Genomic DNA, 15,608 nt, shown 5'->3' with positions numbered 1-15,608 from the left:
CTCGCGCCGGAGGACGACGCAGCGATATCGCCATCATCGGCCGGGTCCAGCCGGGCAGACTACCCAGCTCCACGCAACTTCGACTTCAGTCCGGCCACGAGCAATTCCAGTCCCGTCGCAAATCTCGCGTCGAAGTCGGTATCGAACATCACGTCACGCGCCGCCAGACTCTGCGGATACTTTTCCTTGGCCAGCGTCACGAAAGCGGCTTTCCGCGCGGCGATGTCAATGCCCCCTTCCGGGCCGAGCGCCTGTTCTTCCATCACCAAGCCCAGGACGTAGTACAGCACGCTGAAAGCCGTGGTAGTGGCCAGGGCCGTGTCCGCGCCGGCCTGGACGCAAGCACCAATCATGGCCTCGCCCGTGCGCATCACATTGTCCGTCACCACATAGGTCCCGGCAAAAACACGCGCCCCGTCCCTGTGCGCCCGCAAGGCCTGACGAAGCTCGCCGGCCACTTGCCGAAGGGTCGCATCCCAGTCCTGGGTGGACGCGATGTCCCGCGCGACATCTTGAACCAGCGCATCTGCCATGCCATCGATCAGGGCCTGCTTGCTGTCGAAATGCCAGTACAGTGACGGCGCCTGAATCTGCAAAGCCTGAGCCAACTTGCGCATGCTCAGGCCTTCAAGACCGTCTTTTTCCAGCAGGGACAACGCGGTGGCAATGACTTGATCACGCTGGATTCCCATAAGATTTTCTCGTTGAAGTTTTAACTAACGACGTTAGTGTAGCACTCGAACAACTCCTGCCCCATCTCGACAACTCTGTACGTTGGCTTCGCCCTGAGCGCGTTTGACAGGGATGTGGTTAGCAATAAAAGTCGTTAAAAAACGAAACTTCTTGTTACGCCAAGTTTCCTGCGAACAGATATGGTTCGCTCAGATGTTTGGGGTGCTGCAAGTTTTTACAGTGATCGATGATCTTCACAGGGAGAAATAATGAAGTGGTTCTTTAATCTCAAGATCGCAAAAAAGCTGTTGCTGTCGTTTAGCTGCGTGTTGCTATTAACAGCAATCCTGGGGATTTTTTCCATCGTGCAACTTCAAAAAGTCAACGACGCCTCGACGGAAATGGCGACCAATTGGCTTCCCAGCATCAAGACGCTTGGCGACATCAAGCTCCTCCTTGCACGCTTGCGCAGCAACGAATCGCAAATGGCGCTATACGATGAAGATCAGGCTGCCATCGATACGCTGGGCAAAAGGACCGAAGAAGTTGTGAAGGACCTCAACGCAGCCCTCAAGCTGTACGAAACCCAGATATCCGAACCTGAAGAGCGCGCGCTTTATCCCGAGGTGCAAAAAAGGATGGCGGTTCTTCTTGCAGAACATGGAAAGATCGTCAACCTGATTTATGCAAAAAAAGTTGATGACGCCAAGAAGATATTTTTAGGTGCATCAAACAACGTCTATTTTGAACTGCTGCGCGATTTCGATAAGCTGACCAAAGTCAACGCCGACGGTAGCGATACCTCGTTACGCGATGCCAACGCGACCTTCCTCAACGCGAGAATATGGATCGTTGGAATATTAATCGGAGCGCTGGCGGCAGGATTCATGCTTGCCGTATTCGTTGCCCGCGCCATTGCGACGCCTTTGACGGTAGCCGTTGGCGTGGCAAAGCAAGTCGCTGCGGGTGATCTGACTGCACAAATTCGACCCGGCAGTCGAGATGAGACCGGCGAGTTGATGCGGTCACTGAAAGAGATGAACGACAGCTTGCTCAATATCGTCAGTCAAGTGCGAACAGGCACGGAAACCATTTCCACGGCTTCCGGCGAGATAGCTTCCGGGAATCTGGATCTTTCCAGCCGTACCGAGCAACAGGCCGGATCGCTGGAAGAAACCGCATCCGCCATGGAGGAATTGACGTCAACCGTGAAACAAAATGCGGATAATGCGCGTCAAGCCAATCAGCTGGCTGTCTCTGCCTCTGAAGTCGCCATCGCCGGCGGTATTGTGGTCGGCAAGGTCGTCGACACCATGGGCTCAATCAACGGCTCTTCCCGGCAGATCGCGGACATTATCAGCGTCATTGACGGCATTGCATTCCAAACCAATATCCTTGCCTTGAACGCAGCAGTGGAAGCTGCCCGTGCCGGCGAACAAGGGCGAGGCTTTGCGGTGGTTGCTTCAGAAGTGCGCAACCTGGCACAACGTTCGGCGGCGGCGGCAAAGGAAATCAAGGCTCTTATCGACAGTTCGGTGGCGCAGGTCGACCTCGGCAGCAAGTTGGTCGAAGAGGCCGGCAATACAATGAGCGACGTCGTCAACAGCGTCAAACGTGTTACGGATATCGTCGGAGAGATCAGCTCCGCAAGCCAGGAACAAAGTGATGGCATTGAACAAATCAATAAAGCCATCACGCAAATGGACGAGGTCACACAGCAAAACGCGGCCTTGGTTGAAGAAGCTGCAGCGGCAGCCCAGTCTTTGCAGCATCAGGCAGGCAGATTAACGGAAGTAGTCAGCGTCTTCAAACTCGATAGCCGCGGCATTGCAGAATCGACGCAAGCTTTTCCAACGTCTCGACGTACAGTCGACATCACTCCCCGAGTCCACGCTCTGCCGGAGTAATGTCTGTATGTCGTGAAAGTGTTGATTGACTAAACTTGCGTCCGGATTTCCCGGTCGTCGTTATTGAGGTTGAGGCTGCGGCGTCCTCTGCATCCACAGTTTGTCCAGCCCATTGTATTTAAGCCACTCTTCGCCGCCGCGCTGACGGATGCTGTCCGTCGCGTCGGGACTGGAAAGATCGATCACCTCGGTGTCGGTGATCTCGCCCTCGCTGGTATAGCGGAACGCCTTCACGACCGGCTTGGTCAACGCCACCGAACTCTGCCGGATTACCAGACCCAGTCGTCCAGACTCCATTTTCAGCAAAGAACCGATCGGATAAATGCCGAGCATCTTGACGAAGGCAGAGAGAATGGTCTTGTCGAAGTGGCCGGTCCACGTCGCCATTCGGGTGAGCGTCTCGGCAGGATCCCAGCCTTTTTTGTAGGGCCTTTCCGACGTTACCGCGTCGTAGACGTCGCAAATACTGGTCATGCGCGCGAGCAGTGCAATCCCGGCTCCGCTCAGGCCGTCCGGATAACCGCTGCCGTCCACTTTTTCGTGGTGGTGCCTGCACACGTCGGTGGCGTAGTCAGGGATGTTGGAGTTCTTGACCAGATGGTCGTAGCCGAGAACGGTGTGGCGCTTGACGACCTCGAACTCCGCCGGCGTCAGGCCGCCCGGCTTGTGCAAAATCTCCACCGGGATGAAGGCCTTGCCGACGTCATGCAACAACCCCGCCAGCCCGGCCTCCTTGCAGGCGACCTCGTCCATTCCCAGCGTGCGTCCCAGCGCCACCATCAGCGTGCAGACGGCGACGGAATGCATGTAGGTGTAATCGTCGGCGATCTTCAGGCGCACGATGCTTGTCAGTGCGCTGCTGTCGCGCAAGATCGATGCCGTGACCTGGGCGACCAGGTGCAGGCAGCGGTCCATGTCGAGAACCTTGCCCAGACGGACATCGCTGAACATGGCCTTGGTGGTGTCCTTGGCGCTTTCGCACAGCATGCGCGCCTGCTCCAGCTCGGCAAAAAAAGGATCTGCCTCAACGACGACCGGCGCCGCCTCTTCTGCCGCATTCGCCACTTCCACCTCGGTCGAGGGCGCGGTTTCTTCGTCCTCAACCGCCTCTTCGACGATATCCTTGCCCTGGTCGATATCGATCCAGCAATGCGAAATCCCGCTGGCGCGCGCCTGCTGCAAATGAGCCGCATCTTTCAGGAGGAAACGATTTCTCCAAAAAGGATGGTCGATCCAGGAAGCTTCGAAACCGCAGAAGTACATTCCCAGTTCAAGTTGTTCGACTTTTATTTTTTTCAGGCGGCTCATTTTTCTGCAATTAATCAGGCTATCAGGCGAATTATGGCGTCATTTTCTCCCAGACCAAAATTTTATTGTAAATATGAAAGTCGCGGCCGGATGTTGTTGCTGGACTTGCAACCTCCTTGGCGAACTTGCTCTTTGAAAAGACGCAAACCGACCTCGATGGCTCAAGACCGGGACATCCGCCGACTTCCTCAGGTGCCGACCCACCGGCCGGCGATCGCCGCCAGCTCAGTTTTTGCTCGCACCAGCGCCGCTTCGCGCTCTTCCGCGGCGCTGAACGTCAACGGCTGCGCATCGACGAAGGTCGGCGCGGCCACGCCGAGGAAACCGAACGCCGCGCGCAATGCCGGCGTCAGCGCATCCATCCCGCCCAATGGTTTGCCCGGTCGCAGATCGGCGCCGCGCGTGGTGATGAACAGCGCCTTGTCCGCCATCTTCCCGACGTAGCTGCCGTCCTCGCCGATCTTGTACGTCAGATTAGTGCGCACGATGTTGTCGATGAAGGCCTTGAAGGACGACGGCATCGAAAAGTTGTACATCGGCATGGCGAACACATAGGCGTCCGCCGCCAGCAGCCGCGCGCACAGTGCATCGGATGCTTCCAGCGCCTGCTGCATGGCCGGCGTGCGCTGCGCTTCGGGCGTGTAGGTGGCGATGGTGAAGAGTTCGTCGACGTGCGCCGGCGTGTCGACGCTGACGTCGAGATAGTCGACTTCCAGCTCAGGCTTGTGCGCCTTCAACAAGTCGATGAAGTGACGCGACAGCGCGCGCGAATTGGACCATTCGCGCTTGGCGCTGGCGTCGACGTGAAACAGTTTCATGAAACTTCCTTCTTCGCAATATTGATGGAGACCGCTCTCAGGCTGTTGCCGTCGCGGGAGTAATCGGCTTGCCGAAGCGCATCGAGCTGGTCAGCAATCCCTGTCGGAAATAAAAACGCTGCGCCAGTGCATTGGCCAGTCCGGTGTCCAGCACCAGCCGCACGCAACCGGCGTGTTCCGCGACCGCCGTCAGCGCATCCAGCAGGCGCGCGCCCCAGCGGCTGCCGCGCGCGGTCTCGGCCGTGACCAGGTCGTCGACATAGAGGAACTTGCCGTAGACCAGATTTTCCTGGAAACGATAACCCGCCAGCGCCACCGCCTGGCCGTCGTCGTCCCACGCCGCCAGCAGGCGATAGCTCTGCGTCTGCATGCGCGCGATGCGGTCGAGAAAATCTTCCTCGCCCTGCAAGTGCGGTCGCAGCTGCTTCATCACCGCGTAGCAGGAACGCAAGGTCTCCTGCGTGTCGGCGTGACGCAAGGCGGCGTCGCCCTGTTCCATGGCCTGCCGGTTCTGTTGCATAAATGTTCCTTTCCATAAAGCTGATCGAACCTGCATCTTAGTTAGCCGATGGCATAATGCACAGATCCAAGAAACGACATATGGACTAGTCCATGATAAAACCTTCCCTGCGCGCGTCATTGCCGCCGGATTTGCTGGCGCTGGATTCATCGGTCGGCGAAGCTTTTTACCGGCAGATTTACACCCGGTTCCGCAACGCCATCGCCGACCGCTTGCTCAAGCCCGGCGCCCGCATTCCCTCGGCGCGGGCGCTGGCCGAAGAACTCGGCGTCGCCCGCGGCACCGTTGAAGCCGCCTATTCGCTGCTCACTGCGGAAGGCTATGTCGAGACGCGCGGGCAAGCCGGCACGATCGTGACGCTGGGACTGAAACCCGGCGTGCATGCCACGCCGACGATGCGCCATCGCACCGTTGCAGCGCCCACAGCCGACTCGCCGGCACCGATATCCATGCCGATGCCGTTTCAGATGGGCTTGCCGGCGCTGGACGCCTTCCCGCGCAAAATCTGGTCGCGGCTGGCGGCGCGCTCGATACGCGCCACCGCGCCGGGCGACATGATCTACCCGCCTCAGGCAGGCGTGGCGGCGCTGCGCCGGGAGATCGCCACCTATCTGCAGTTGTCGCGCGGCGTCGCCTGCACGCCGGAGCAGGTGTTCGTCACCTCCGGCTATCGCGAGACGCTGCAGCTGATTACCGGCCCGCTGCTCAAACCGGGCGACAAAGTCTGGACCGAAGATCCCGGCTACCAGCCGACCGGACAAGTCCTGATCCAGGCCGGCATGACGCCGGTGCCGGTACCGGTCGACGGCGAAGGCCTGCAGGTTGCGCTGGGAATGCAGGAAGCGCCGCGTGCGCGCGCCGCCATCGTCACGCCGGCGCACCAAAGTCCGCTGTGCGTATCGCTGTCGTTGCAACGCCGCTTTGCCTTGCTCGACTGGGCCGCGCGCGCCAACGCCTGGATCGTGGAAGACGACTATGACGGCGAATACCGCTACGTCGGCCGCCCCCTGCCGGCGCTCAAGAGCCTAGATCGCGACGGTCGCGTGCTGTATGCCGGTACGTTCAGCAAGGTGCTGTTTCCCGGCATCCGCCTGGCCTACCTGGTCGTACCGGAGTCGCAAATCGAACGCTTCGCCGCCGCCGGCCGGACCATGTTCAGCGGCAGCCCGGTGCTGACGCAAAACATCGTCAGCGATTTCATCGCGGAAGGACATTTCGCGCGCCACGTGCAGCGCATGCGCAAGCTCTATGGCGAGCGGCGCAAGATCGCCGCCGACGGACTGGACGGCCTGCTCGGCACATACCTGCGCGTCGACCCGCAACCCGGCGGCATGCACCTGATCCTGCGCGTGCGCGGCAGGCGCTCGGACAAGGCGCTGGCGGCAGCCATGCGTAAGGACGGCATGTTCGTGCATGCCTTGTCGCAGCGCGCCGTCCGCTATCAGACGCCGCCGGCGCTGCTGCTGAGCTTCACCAATATCGACAGCGCCGCAACCATGGAGGCGCTGGGACGACGCATCCTGAAACTCCTCGAAGCCTGACCGCGACGCCGGCATCGGCGTCGCTTGCCTACATCGACGTCGCCGAACGCGCGGCCTGTTCATACAGGCCCGAGAGAATCCGGAGGAAGCGCGCCAGTTCCGCCAGTTCGAAGCTTTCTGCATCGTCGCCGGTCAGCCCCGACACCAGCAATCGCTCGCGGATTTCGTAGTAGCGCTTGCACAGATCCTGTCCTGCCTCATTGGTCGAATACAACACTTCCTTGCCGCGCCGTTCTGTGTTGACGAGACCTTGCGCGTGCAACTTCTTGAGCGAGTAGTTGACGATGTGCGCATCTTCGATGTTGAGGATGAAAGCGATGTCGGCCAGCTTCTTTTCACGCGCACGGTGATTGATGTGATGCAGCACCAGCACGTCGGTGGCGGTCATGTCCTTCATGCCGGCGGCGGAAATGCAACGCACTATCCAGCGGTTGAAGGCATTGCTCGCGATGATCATGCCGAATTCGAATTCGCTCAATTCCTTGCTTCTGCCCGAGGCCAGGTGCAATGAAGACACGATGGGCACCTTGCGGGTACTGCCTGGCTGGGCAAAATTGGCCTTCACGCCGGCCTTCACGCTTTTTTTGTCGGTAGGCATAGTTGATGTTGAATCTGCATTTTTAAAAAATGGATTGTCGATACTGCGCACATGGCGTCCCGTTCCGCCGGCTGTGCAGGCATTAGCCGCGCAGGCGACGCGTCGACGCCATACGCAGCAATCCACGCTTGTCGCCTTCCGGGACCTCCAGCGTCTTCAATTCCACCGGCGCCTTGCCGTCCTCCGCCAACTCGCTGCGCGGATCGATCTTGAAAATCGCCACCGCCCGTCCCAGCGCCACCGACTGGTCGTGCATGCTTTGCGTCGCGGCGGCGGCCTGCTCCACCAGCGCCGAGTTTTGCTGCGTCATGTCGTCGATCTGTTCGATGGCGTCGTTGATCTGGCGGATGCCGGCGCTCTGCTCTTCGCTGGCGGCCGAAATCTCGACCATGATGTCGGCCACGTGTTTCACGCTGCGCACGATGTCCTGCATGGTGTTGCCGGCGGCGTCCACCAGCTCGCTGCCCGCATCGACTTTCCTGACCGAATTCTGGATCAGGCCGGCGATTTCCTTCGCCGCCGAGGCGCTGCGTTGCGCCAGTCCGCGCACTTCCGCCGCCACCACCGCAAAGCCGCGGCCCTGCTCGCCGGCGCGTGCCGCTTCCACGGCGGCATTCAGCGCCAGGATGTTGGTCTGGAAGGCGATGCCGTCGATCACTCCGATGATCTCGACGATCTGGCGCGAGCTGTCCTTGATTTCCTTCATGGTGCTGACCACCTGGGTCACCACTTCGCCGCCCTGCATTGCCACCTGCGAAGCGTTGAGCACCAGTTGGTTGGCCTGGCGCGCATTGTCGGCATTGTGGTTCACGGCGTCGGTCAGCTCCAGCATCGAACTGGCGGTTTCCTCCAGCGTGCTGGCCTGCAGTTCGGTGCGCGCCGACAGATTCGCATTGCCGTCGGCGATCTCGCGCGCAGCGACGGAAATCGCATCGGAGCCGTCGCGCACCTGCGTCACCGCACTGACCAGGCCGTCGCGCATGTCCTGCAGCGCGGCCAGCAGTTTGCCGGTTTCGTCTTGCGCCGTTCTTTCGACGCGCACCGACAGATCGCCGCCGGCGACGCGCTCTGCGATGTTGATGGCGGCGTTGAGCGGACGCGTGATGCTGCGCATGACCGAATAACCGACCAGCACCGCCAGCAAGGTGGCGATGATCGCCATGGCGATCATCAGCACGCTGGCGGCGCCGGAGACATGCTCCGCCTCTTGCCCGGCCTGCTCCATGCCACGGCCTTGAAAAGCGATCAGATTGTCCAGCGCCTTGAAGTAGGCGGCCTGATAAGGGGCGATCTCCGGCAGGATGAGGTCGCGCGCCTGCTCCACCTGACCGTCCTTGACCGCCGCCAGGAAATTATTCAGCACGGGGGTGTACTGCGCTCGCGCGGCATTGACCGCATCGAGCATGCGTTTTCCTTCCGCGGAAGTCGTGTCCCCGGCGAGGCGTTTGAGCGTCTCGTCGATGACGCCGCCGGCGCGTGCAATGGCGTCCAGCTCGCCCTTGATCTCGTCGACGGTGCTCATGAACAGCAGGTTGCGCATGCTGCGCGCCGTTTCGTCGAGCGCGCCCTTGACGGTGTTCGCCATCACGGTGCGCGGATAAGAATCGTTGGCGATGCTGCGGATGTTGCCGTTGATCTGGTTCAGGCGGTATACGCCGATCACGGTCAGCGCCAGCATCAGCAAGATGACCACGCCGAAGCCGAGACCGAGGCGTTGTCCAATATTGAGGCGAGTCAGTTTCTTCATTTGCCACTCCCTTCGATTCGCAAATTTTTATTTGCAGAGTCCTGCGCGTTGCAATGCCCGCAATCCGGCTGCCTGGCCGGCGGCTTCCCTCAAGAAAGAATCCGTCGACTGCCATCGGGATACCGGCCCGACCACAATCGACAAATCTCAAAGCCGCCGGCAATCAGGCCCGGAGAACAAGGCCGCAAGCCGGGTGTTTTTCCAGGAGCCACCCGGCCCGCGCCCCGTCGCCGGAAGGACGCTTAGAACGTATGGCGAATGCCAGCGTTCCAGGCACTGTTGCCGCTACCTGCTTCAATCGAACTGCCCACGGTGTAATTCGCGCCGTTCTTGTTCGTGATGTGCGCATACATCGCATACAGGTCAGTACGCTTGGACAGGGCATAGCGGTAGCCCAGCGCATACTGATTTGCATCCTGGTTCAATGCGGTCTTGTCGTTCTTGTGGATGTAAGACGCCAGGAAGGTATGTTGCGCGCCAAACGGAACGGTCACGCCGACCAGCATGTCCGCGCTGTCGGTGGAAGCAACGACAGCACCGGTACCGTACTGATTGACCGTATTGCGCAGCGGCGAACTGTTGAGGCCTTTGTTGATGCCGTAGGCGGCATGCAACTTGACCGGACCAAAGTTATAGGTTGCGCCCAGCAAGGTGCTGCGGCCCGTACCCGTCTCGGTGGTTGTCGTATCGTTGTTGCGACCGTGGAAACCCAGGCGAACATTCAACGGACCGTTGGCATAGCCGACCGCTGCACCGATCTGGCTCGAGGCTTTGGTGCTTCCTGCGGTTTCGCCGAAGCCGTAAGCCAGTTCAGCCGTCACGCCGCCGAAATTCGGCGTGGCGTACTTGACGGTGTTGTCCATGCGGCTGGCGCCGTTGCCGGTATTCGGCATCAGGTTTGCAGCATCGCCGGCGTAGCCGGTGCCGAAAGGATCGACGGCCGACAGCACCAGGTATTGCGGCGTGTACTGGCGACCGGCGGTCACCGTACCGAAGCCGCCGCCCAGGCCGACATAGCTTTGACGGCCGAACAGCAAGCCGCCCTGTCCCAATGCGCCGGTGTCGTTCTGGAAGCCGCTTTCGAGCAGGAACAGCGCCGACATGCCGCCGCCCAGATCTTCGGTGCCCTTGAAGCCGATGCGCGAACCGCCGCTGATGCCGCTGGTCAGCTTGGTGACGTGGCCTGCAGAACCGCCGCTTTCGACCACGAGGCCGGTATCGATCAGCCCGTAGATGGTTACGGAAGACTGCGCCAGCGCCGGTGCTCCGTACATGCCGGCGGCGGCAAGAGCTGCCGCAGCCAAGACTTTATGTTTCATTGTGATTCCCCAATTGAATGAAAACGAAAAACCGCGTACCGGTCAAAGCTTGTGCGCGCCCTGCCCCTTGCCGGTACGCGCCTGCTCTTCGGCAACGGCAAGGCAATTGGCCTTTTGCCCTGCCGCTGTCAAAGAGAACTGCCGGACGTGCAACGCTTTTCTTGCGCTGCGCGCCGCCATTCTGTGGATGCCCTTGCTCCGAGTACGCCCTCAGGCGTGAGAGGTGCAAGGCATCAGCCGCTCGCGCGGCAAGTCGAATTTGTTGCTCCTGAATTCACGCAGGAAGGCGAAATCGGGACTGCTCTCGGCAATGAAGCCGAACGATGAATCCAGCACCCGCGGCGGCAGCCACGGATACGGCAGGAAGGAATGCAAGGTCGTCAGAAGATCGCCGGCGACATCCGCGATCAGCATCATGTGATCGATGCGGATGTGCATTTCGCTGACGCGCCACAACTGTTCCGGGTGATGCGTCGTCTGCCAGTTGTAATAGCCGCGGCCGATGCGCAGCGACGCCGTCTCTTCTTCCCGCATCAGCACCAGCCACGGCAGTTGCTCGATGCGCTCGCCGTCCACCTTCAGGTCGTCGCAGACGTAGTACGTGCGGCAATGCGTAAAGCGCGTCGCGAAATCCGTCACCAGCGTCTGTGCGATGCCTTCGGCGCCCACCACCAGCGGCGGAAAAGCCACCGCATTGGCGGAGGTGGAGATGCTGAGCACGGCATTCGGCTCGTAGATGTCGTGGATCAGTGAAGGACAGCATTTGTCTTTTGCATGGACGTACGCTTCCAACAGGGATTTATGCGTCAACATAAAATTCCTTGGTTCATGACGGACATTCCCGTCGCTTGGGGATCTGCAGCGGCCACGATCGCGGTCGCCGCTTCGGTAGTGTTTACATGGCTATTCGTTGAGTCGGTCGGTAACGAACATCTTGCCGGGAGCATGTGTGATGCAGAACGGCAGCTTGCTCAGTTCGGCGACGTATTGCGGCGTCACGCCGCAGGCCCAGAACACTGGCAACTCGTCGTCCATGATCTCGACCGCGTCGCCGAAATCGGGATGCCTCAGATCGGCGATGCCGATGGCGTGCGGATTGCCGATGTGCACCGGCGCACCGTGCACCTGCGGCAGGCGTGCTGTGATTTCCACCGCGCGTGAGACGTCGCGGCTCTTGACCGGACGCATGCTGACCACCGCGTTACCGGTGAAGCGCCCGGCCGGCACGCATGGCATGTTGGTCTTGTACATGGCGACGTTGCGCTGCTGCTCGATGTGACGCAGGGGAATCCCGCCCTCGATCAGCGCGCTCTCGAAAGAGAAACTGCAGCCGATCAGAAAGCTCACCAAATCGTCGCGCCAATATTCGCTGATGTCGGCGACTTCCCTGGTCATCACCCCGTTCTCAAAGATGCGATAGCCCGGCAGGTCGCTGCGCAAATCCGCACCGGGCGCCGTACGCGGCTCGACCGCGCCGGCCTCCAGCACTTCCACCAGCGGGCAAGGCTTGGGATTGCGCTGGCAGAACAGCAGGAAGTCGAAGGCATACTCCTTCGGCACGATCATCAGGTTGGCCTGCACGTGATTGTCGGCGTAGCCTGCGGTCGGTCCGTCGAATTCGCCGCTACGGCATAGCGCGCGCAGGTCGGCGGCGGACAGGGCATCGTCGAAAATTGCCATGTTCATCTTCATCTCACAGTCCTCCGAGGTAGGCCTTCTTGATGTCTTCGTTGTGCAGCAGCTCGTCGCCGGTACCTTGCATCACGATGCGGCCGGTCTGGATCACGTAGCCGTAATGCGCAATCGCCAGCGCCTTGTGCAGGTTCTGCTCCACCAGCAGGATCGACACGCCTTTGGCGTTGACCTGCTGGATGGTGTCGAGCACCTTGGTCACGAACTTGGGCGCGATGCCCCACGACGGTTCGTCCAGCAGCAGCAGGCGCGGCTTGGCCATGAGGCCGCGCGCGATCGCCAGCATCTGCTGCTCGCCGCCGCTCATGGTGCCGGCCAGCTGGTGACGACGCTCCTTGATGATGGGGAAGGTGGCGTACATGTCTTCGATCGACTCGGCGATCTCGTGCTTGTCGCTGCGCGTATAGGCGCCCAGCTCCAGGTTGCGCTGCACGGTCAGGCGACCGAACAGGCGGCGGCCTTCCGGCACCAGCGACAGGCCGAGGCCGACACGGTCGAAAGCCGGCACCTTGCCGATATCGGTGTTGTCGAACACGATGCTGCCGTCGTCGACTTTATTGAGGCCGGCAATCGCGCGCAGCGTGGTCGACTTGCCGTTGCCGTTGCCGCCCACCAGCGCCACCAGGCTGCCCGGCTTGACGTCGATATCGACTTTGGACAGGGCCAGCACGCCGTCGTAGCTGGCTCGCAGATTTCTCACCTGTAGCATCATTCATCTCCCAAATAGGCGGCGATCACATGCGGATCGTTGGATACGTCCTGCGGCGAACCGTCGGCAATCTTCTTGCCGTAATCGAGCACCACGATCTGGTTGGCGATCGGCATGATGCCTTCCAGCACGTGTTCGACGATCAGGCAGGAAATACCCTGGTCGCGGATTTTCAGCACCACGTCGACGGTCTCGCGCACTTCGGTCGGATTGAGACCGGCCATGACTTCGTCCATCAGCAACAGCTTCGGCTTGACCGCCAGCGCGCGCGCCACTGCCAGGCGACGCTGTTCGCTGATGGTCATGCTGCCGGCCGGCTTGTCGGCGAAGCGGCCGAGGTTGACGAAGTCCAGCAGCGCTTGCGCGGTGCGACGTGCGGCGCCCACGCCACGCTCGTTGAGGAAAACGCCGACCATGACGTTTTCCAGCGCGGTCATGCTGGTGAAGGTGCGCGCCACCTGGAAGGTGCGGCCGATGCCGACGCGGGCGCACTGCTCCGGCGTCATGCCGGAAATCTTCATGTCCTCCAGCCAGATGTCGCCGGTGGTCGGCGGCGAGTAACCGGCGATGCAGTTGAACATGGTGGTCTTGCCGGCGCCGTTGGGGCCGATCAGGCCGACGATTTCACCAGCCTGGACCGTGAAGGAGATATCCTGGTTGGCGGTCAGGCCGCCGAACTTCTTGTAGACGTTTTCAACGCGTAGCAGACTCATTTGGACTCCTCCTTTGCCGCTTTTTCAGCTTGCGCCTTGACCGCTTTGCGGCGTGCGAACGTGCTCTTGATGTAGCCGAGGATGCCGTTCGGGTAATACACCGCGATGACGATGATCAGCGCGGCGTAAATGATCAGGTCGGTGCCGCGGCCGGAGCCGCCGAACATGGTGCGCGTGCCTTCTTCAATGGCGGTCAGCAGGCCGGCGCCGACCAGCGGGCCGAACAGGGTGCCGATGCCGCCGAGGATGGAGACCAGCGCCATCTTGATCGACATGCCGGTGCCGAGCACCGAGGCCGGATCGATGTACAGCTCCTTCTGTGCATACAGGCTGCCGCCCATCGCCGTGAAGAAACTGCTGACGGCGAACGCGATCTGCTTGTACTTGCTGAGGCTTACACCGAGGCTGCGCGCTGCATCCGGCTCATCCTTGATGGCGCGGAAGTAATAACCGAGGAAGCTGCGCTCAATGATGAAATTGGCCAGCAGCGTGAGCAGCAGCAGACCCAGCGCGATGTAGTAGTACGGCTCCTTGCCGGCAAAGATCATGCTGGCCCAGCCGCCCTCTCCCATCGGTATCGTCAGGCCGACGGCTGCGCCGGCGAAGTCCCAGTTGGTGAAGACGATCTGGATGATTTCCGCCACCGCAATCGTGGCCATCGCAAAGTAGTGGCCCTTGAGGCGGAAGCAGGACCACCCGATCACCAGGCTGACCAGCGCGGCGATGACGCCACCGACGATCATGGCGATCCATGGATTGATACCGTAGATCGAAAACAAAATCGCCGAGGTGTAAGCGCCGATGCCGTAGAACGCGACATGGCCGAGCGACACCTGGCCGGCATAGCCGCCGACGATGTTCCAGGCCACGCCGATCTGCGCGGCCATCAGAATCAGGATCGCCAGGTTCTGATGCGACGGGCTGGTGATATAGAGCGGCAAGGCCAGCGCCAGTACGAGCAGCGCGACCAGCAAGGCGTGGATCTTGTTAAAGCCGCCGGTTGACGCGCCCGGCGTCAGCGGCAGGCTGGAAGTTGTTTTGAGCATGGAATCCTCTCTGAATAAATATCGTGGTCAGGCTCAGGCCTTGCCCATCAATCCCTGCGGACGGAACATCAGCACCGTCAGGAACAGCACCAGCACGATCGCCATCTTGTATTGCGGTCCCAGAAAGAGACCGCCCATCACTTCGATCACGCCCACCAGCACGCCGGCAATCAAGGCGCCGACCACGCTGCCGAAGCCGCCCAGGTTAACCACGACGAAAGCGATCAGAATGAAGTTGGCGCCGACTTCCGGAAAGATCGGGAAGAAGGTCGACAGCAACGCGCCCGCCACGCCGGCACAAGCGGCGCCGACACCCCAGGCCAGCGCGAACATTTTTTGCGAATCGATGCCCATGAGCTGCGCCGCTTCCTTGTCGGCCGCGGTCGCTTCGAGCGCGGCGCCAAGCTTGGTGCGCGTCAGGAACAGGTAGATCACGGCGGTCACGATGATCGCGCCGAGGCCGGCGGTCAGCTGCGGCGAACCGATCTGGATGCCGCCGATCGAGACGTGGCCGGCGACCATCGAGTTTTCGACGGTGCGGAAATCGGCCTTCCAGAAAAACTGCGCGATGCCGCGGAACAGGATCATCAGCCCGAAGGTGGTGAATATCTGCGACACCATCGGCGCATTGGTGATCTTGCGGATCACCAGCTTGTACAACACGGTGCCCAGCGCGAACAGGAACAAGGCTGTCAGCGGCAAGGTGAAAATAGGATCCAGCGCATACAGCGCGAACAGCCAGAAGCTGGAGTACATGCCGAACATCAGAAATTCGCCGTGCGCGAAATTGACGATGTCCATGACGCCGAAGATCAACGTCAGACCAATCGCTACGAGCGCATAAATCAGTCCGATCAACAAACCGGACGCCAGGGTCTGCACCAAAATTTCCCAAGTCATAAATTTCCCCTTAACGATATTTACGCGCCGTAAATACCTGCGATAAAAATTGAATCCGAATGGCGGGCCGCCGCGCTATTGCACTATTGCGCTGTTGATCCGGTTGCGGCGGCCCGCC

Annotated in this window: 15 protein-coding genes; 2 read left to right on the top strand and 13 right to left on the bottom strand. The window is 60.6% G+C overall.

Features of this window, described 5'->3' with window-relative positions:
• Positions 1 to 59: 59 nt before the first annotated feature.
• Positions 60 to 692, bottom strand: a complete 633-nt coding sequence (locus PMI16_RS02475) for a TetR/AcrR family transcriptional regulator C-terminal domain-containing protein (protein WP_007876071.1) — start codon at positions 690 to 692, stop codon at positions 60 to 62.
• A gap of 249 nt (positions 693 to 941) precedes the next feature.
• Here PMI16_RS02475 and PMI16_RS02470 point away from each other — a divergent pair, with 249 nt between their 5' ends.
• On the top strand, positions 942 to 2,579 hold the full coding sequence (locus PMI16_RS02470; RefSeq protein ID WP_007876070.1) for a methyl-accepting chemotaxis protein: 1,638 nt from the start codon (positions 942 to 944) through the stop codon (positions 2,577 to 2,579).
• A gap of 60 nt (positions 2,580 to 2,639) precedes the next feature.
• Here PMI16_RS02470 and PMI16_RS02465 read toward each other — a convergent pair whose 3' ends face one another.
• The 3 genes from PMI16_RS02465 to PMI16_RS02455 all read right to left on the bottom strand — a co-directional run bounded on the left by PMI16_RS02465 (position 2,640) and on the right by PMI16_RS02455 (position 5,225).
• On the bottom strand, positions 2,640 to 3,887 hold the full coding sequence (locus tag PMI16_RS02465) for an HD-GYP domain-containing protein (RefSeq protein WP_007876069.1): 1,248 nt from the start codon (positions 3,885 to 3,887) through the stop codon (positions 2,640 to 2,642).
• A gap of 188 nt (positions 3,888 to 4,075) precedes the next feature.
• Positions 4,076 to 4,705: an FMN-dependent NADH-azoreductase gene (locus PMI16_RS02460; RefSeq protein WP_007876068.1), complete on the bottom strand. Its 630-nt coding sequence runs from the start codon at positions 4,703 to 4,705 to the stop codon at positions 4,076 to 4,078.
• A 37-nt stretch (positions 4,706 to 4,742) separates the two neighbouring features.
• Complete coding sequence (locus PMI16_RS02455; protein WP_007876067.1) at positions 4,743 to 5,225, bottom strand: GNAT family N-acetyltransferase; 483 nt, start codon at positions 5,223 to 5,225, stop codon at positions 4,743 to 4,745.
• Between the two features lie 92 nt (positions 5,226 to 5,317).
• On the opposite strand from PMI16_RS02455, the gene pdxR reads away from it, so the two are divergent.
• Positions 5,318 to 6,766 (top strand): MocR-like pyridoxine biosynthesis transcription factor PdxR, encoded by a 1,449-nt coding sequence (pdxR, locus tag PMI16_RS02450; RefSeq protein ID WP_007876066.1) that lies wholly within the window; start codon positions 5,318 to 5,320, stop codon positions 6,764 to 6,766.
• A 28-nt stretch (positions 6,767 to 6,794) separates the two neighbouring features.
• Here the strand turns inward: pdxR and PMI16_RS02445 are convergent, their stop codons facing one another.
• The 9 genes from PMI16_RS02445 to PMI16_RS02405 all read right to left on the bottom strand — a co-directional run bounded on the left by PMI16_RS02445 (position 6,795) and on the right by PMI16_RS02405 (position 15,490).
• Positions 6,795 to 7,364 carry a winged helix DNA-binding protein gene (locus PMI16_RS02445; RefSeq protein WP_007876065.1) on the bottom strand — a complete coding sequence of 190 codons (570 nt, stop codon included), beginning with the start codon at positions 7,362 to 7,364 and terminating at the stop codon, positions 6,795 to 6,797.
• Positions 7,365 to 7,446: 82 nt separating this feature from the next.
• On the bottom strand, positions 7,447 to 9,111 hold the full coding sequence (locus tag PMI16_RS02440; RefSeq protein ID WP_007876063.1) for a methyl-accepting chemotaxis protein: 1,665 nt from the start codon (positions 9,109 to 9,111) through the stop codon (positions 7,447 to 7,449).
• A 242-nt stretch (positions 9,112 to 9,353) separates the two neighbouring features.
• Positions 9,354 to 10,430, bottom strand: coding sequence for a porin (locus PMI16_RS02435; protein ID WP_007876060.1), 1,077 nt, complete (start codon positions 10,428 to 10,430; stop codon positions 9,354 to 9,356).
• 210 nt (positions 10,431 to 10,640) lie between these two features.
• Complete coding sequence (locus tag PMI16_RS02430; RefSeq protein WP_007876058.1) at positions 10,641 to 11,243, bottom strand: hypothetical protein; 603 nt, start codon at positions 11,241 to 11,243, stop codon at positions 10,641 to 10,643.
• Between the two features lie 90 nt (positions 11,244 to 11,333).
• Complete coding sequence (locus PMI16_RS02425) at positions 11,334 to 12,110, bottom strand: putative hydro-lyase (RefSeq protein ID WP_237719769.1); 777 nt, start codon at positions 12,108 to 12,110, stop codon at positions 11,334 to 11,336.
• Between the two features lie 13 nt (positions 12,111 to 12,123).
• Positions 12,124 to 12,831: an ABC transporter ATP-binding protein gene (locus PMI16_RS02420; RefSeq protein WP_007876054.1), complete on the bottom strand. Its 708-nt coding sequence runs from the start codon at positions 12,829 to 12,831 to the stop codon at positions 12,124 to 12,126.
• Positions 12,831 to 13,544, bottom strand: a complete 714-nt coding sequence (locus tag PMI16_RS02415) for an ABC transporter ATP-binding protein (protein ID WP_007876052.1) — start codon at positions 13,542 to 13,544, stop codon at positions 12,831 to 12,833. The genes PMI16_RS02420 and PMI16_RS02415 overlap by 1 nt, the downstream gene beginning before the upstream one ends.
• Complete coding sequence (locus PMI16_RS02410) at positions 13,541 to 14,590, bottom strand: branched-chain amino acid ABC transporter permease (RefSeq protein WP_007876050.1); 1,050 nt, start codon at positions 14,588 to 14,590, stop codon at positions 13,541 to 13,543. The genes PMI16_RS02415 and PMI16_RS02410 overlap by 4 nt, the downstream gene beginning before the upstream one ends.
• A gap of 33 nt (positions 14,591 to 14,623) precedes the next feature.
• A complete protein-coding gene (locus PMI16_RS02405; protein ID WP_007876048.1) occupies positions 14,624 to 15,490 on the bottom strand; it encodes a branched-chain amino acid ABC transporter permease in 867 nt (288 codons plus the stop codon).
• Positions 15,491 to 15,608: the final 118 nt, after the last annotated feature.

This window comes from Herbaspirillum sp. CF444, from assembly GCF_000282135.1.
In the GTDB taxonomy this organism is placed as follows: Bacteria; Pseudomonadota; Gammaproteobacteria; order Burkholderiales; family Burkholderiaceae_D; genus Herbaspirillum.
This window is presented reverse-complemented; position numbering and strand designations above follow the sequence as displayed.

Coding starts and splice junctions, on each gene's coding strand:
- PMI16_RS02475 (WP_007876071.1), bottom strand. CDS start 692: ATGGGAATCCAGCGTGATCAAGTCATTGCCACCGCGTTGTCCCTGCTG.
- PMI16_RS02470 (WP_007876070.1), top strand. CDS start 942: ATGAAGTGGTTCTTTAATCTCAAGATCGCAAAAAAGCTGTTGCTGTCG.
- PMI16_RS02465 (WP_007876069.1), bottom strand. CDS start 3,887: ATGAGCCGCCTGAAAAAAATAAAAGTCGAACAACTTGAACTGGGAATG.
- PMI16_RS02460 (WP_007876068.1), bottom strand. CDS start 4,705: ATGAAACTGTTTCACGTCGACGCCAGCGCCAAGCGCGAATGGTCCAAT.
- PMI16_RS02455 (WP_007876067.1), bottom strand. CDS start 5,225: ATGCAACAGAACCGGCAGGCCATGGAACAGGGCGACGCCGCCTTGCGT.
- pdxR (WP_007876066.1), top strand. CDS start 5,318: ATGATAAAACCTTCCCTGCGCGCGTCATTGCCGCCGGATTTGCTGGCG.
- PMI16_RS02445 (WP_007876065.1), bottom strand. CDS start 7,364: ATGCCTACCGACAAAAAAAGCGTGAAGGCCGGCGTGAAGGCCAATTTT.
- PMI16_RS02440 (WP_007876063.1), bottom strand. CDS start 9,111: ATGAAGAAACTGACTCGCCTCAATATTGGACAACGCCTCGGTCTCGGC.
- PMI16_RS02435 (WP_007876060.1), bottom strand. CDS start 10,430: ATGAAACATAAAGTCTTGGCTGCGGCAGCTCTTGCCGCCGCCGGCATG.
- PMI16_RS02430 (WP_007876058.1), bottom strand. CDS start 11,243: ATGTTGACGCATAAATCCCTGTTGGAAGCGTACGTCCATGCAAAAGAC.
- PMI16_RS02425 (WP_237719769.1), bottom strand. CDS start 12,110: ATGGCAATTTTCGACGATGCCCTGTCCGCCGCCGACCTGCGCGCGCTA.
- PMI16_RS02420 (WP_007876054.1), bottom strand. CDS start 12,831: ATGCTACAGGTGAGAAATCTGCGAGCCAGCTACGACGGCGTGCTGGCC.
- PMI16_RS02415 (WP_007876052.1), bottom strand. CDS start 13,544: ATGAGTCTGCTACGCGTTGAAAACGTCTACAAGAAGTTCGGCGGCCTG.
- PMI16_RS02410 (WP_007876050.1), bottom strand. CDS start 14,590: ATGCTCAAAACAACTTCCAGCCTGCCGCTGACGCCGGGCGCGTCAACC.
- PMI16_RS02405 (WP_007876048.1), bottom strand. CDS start 15,490: ATGACTTGGGAAATTTTGGTGCAGACCCTGGCGTCCGGTTTGTTGATC.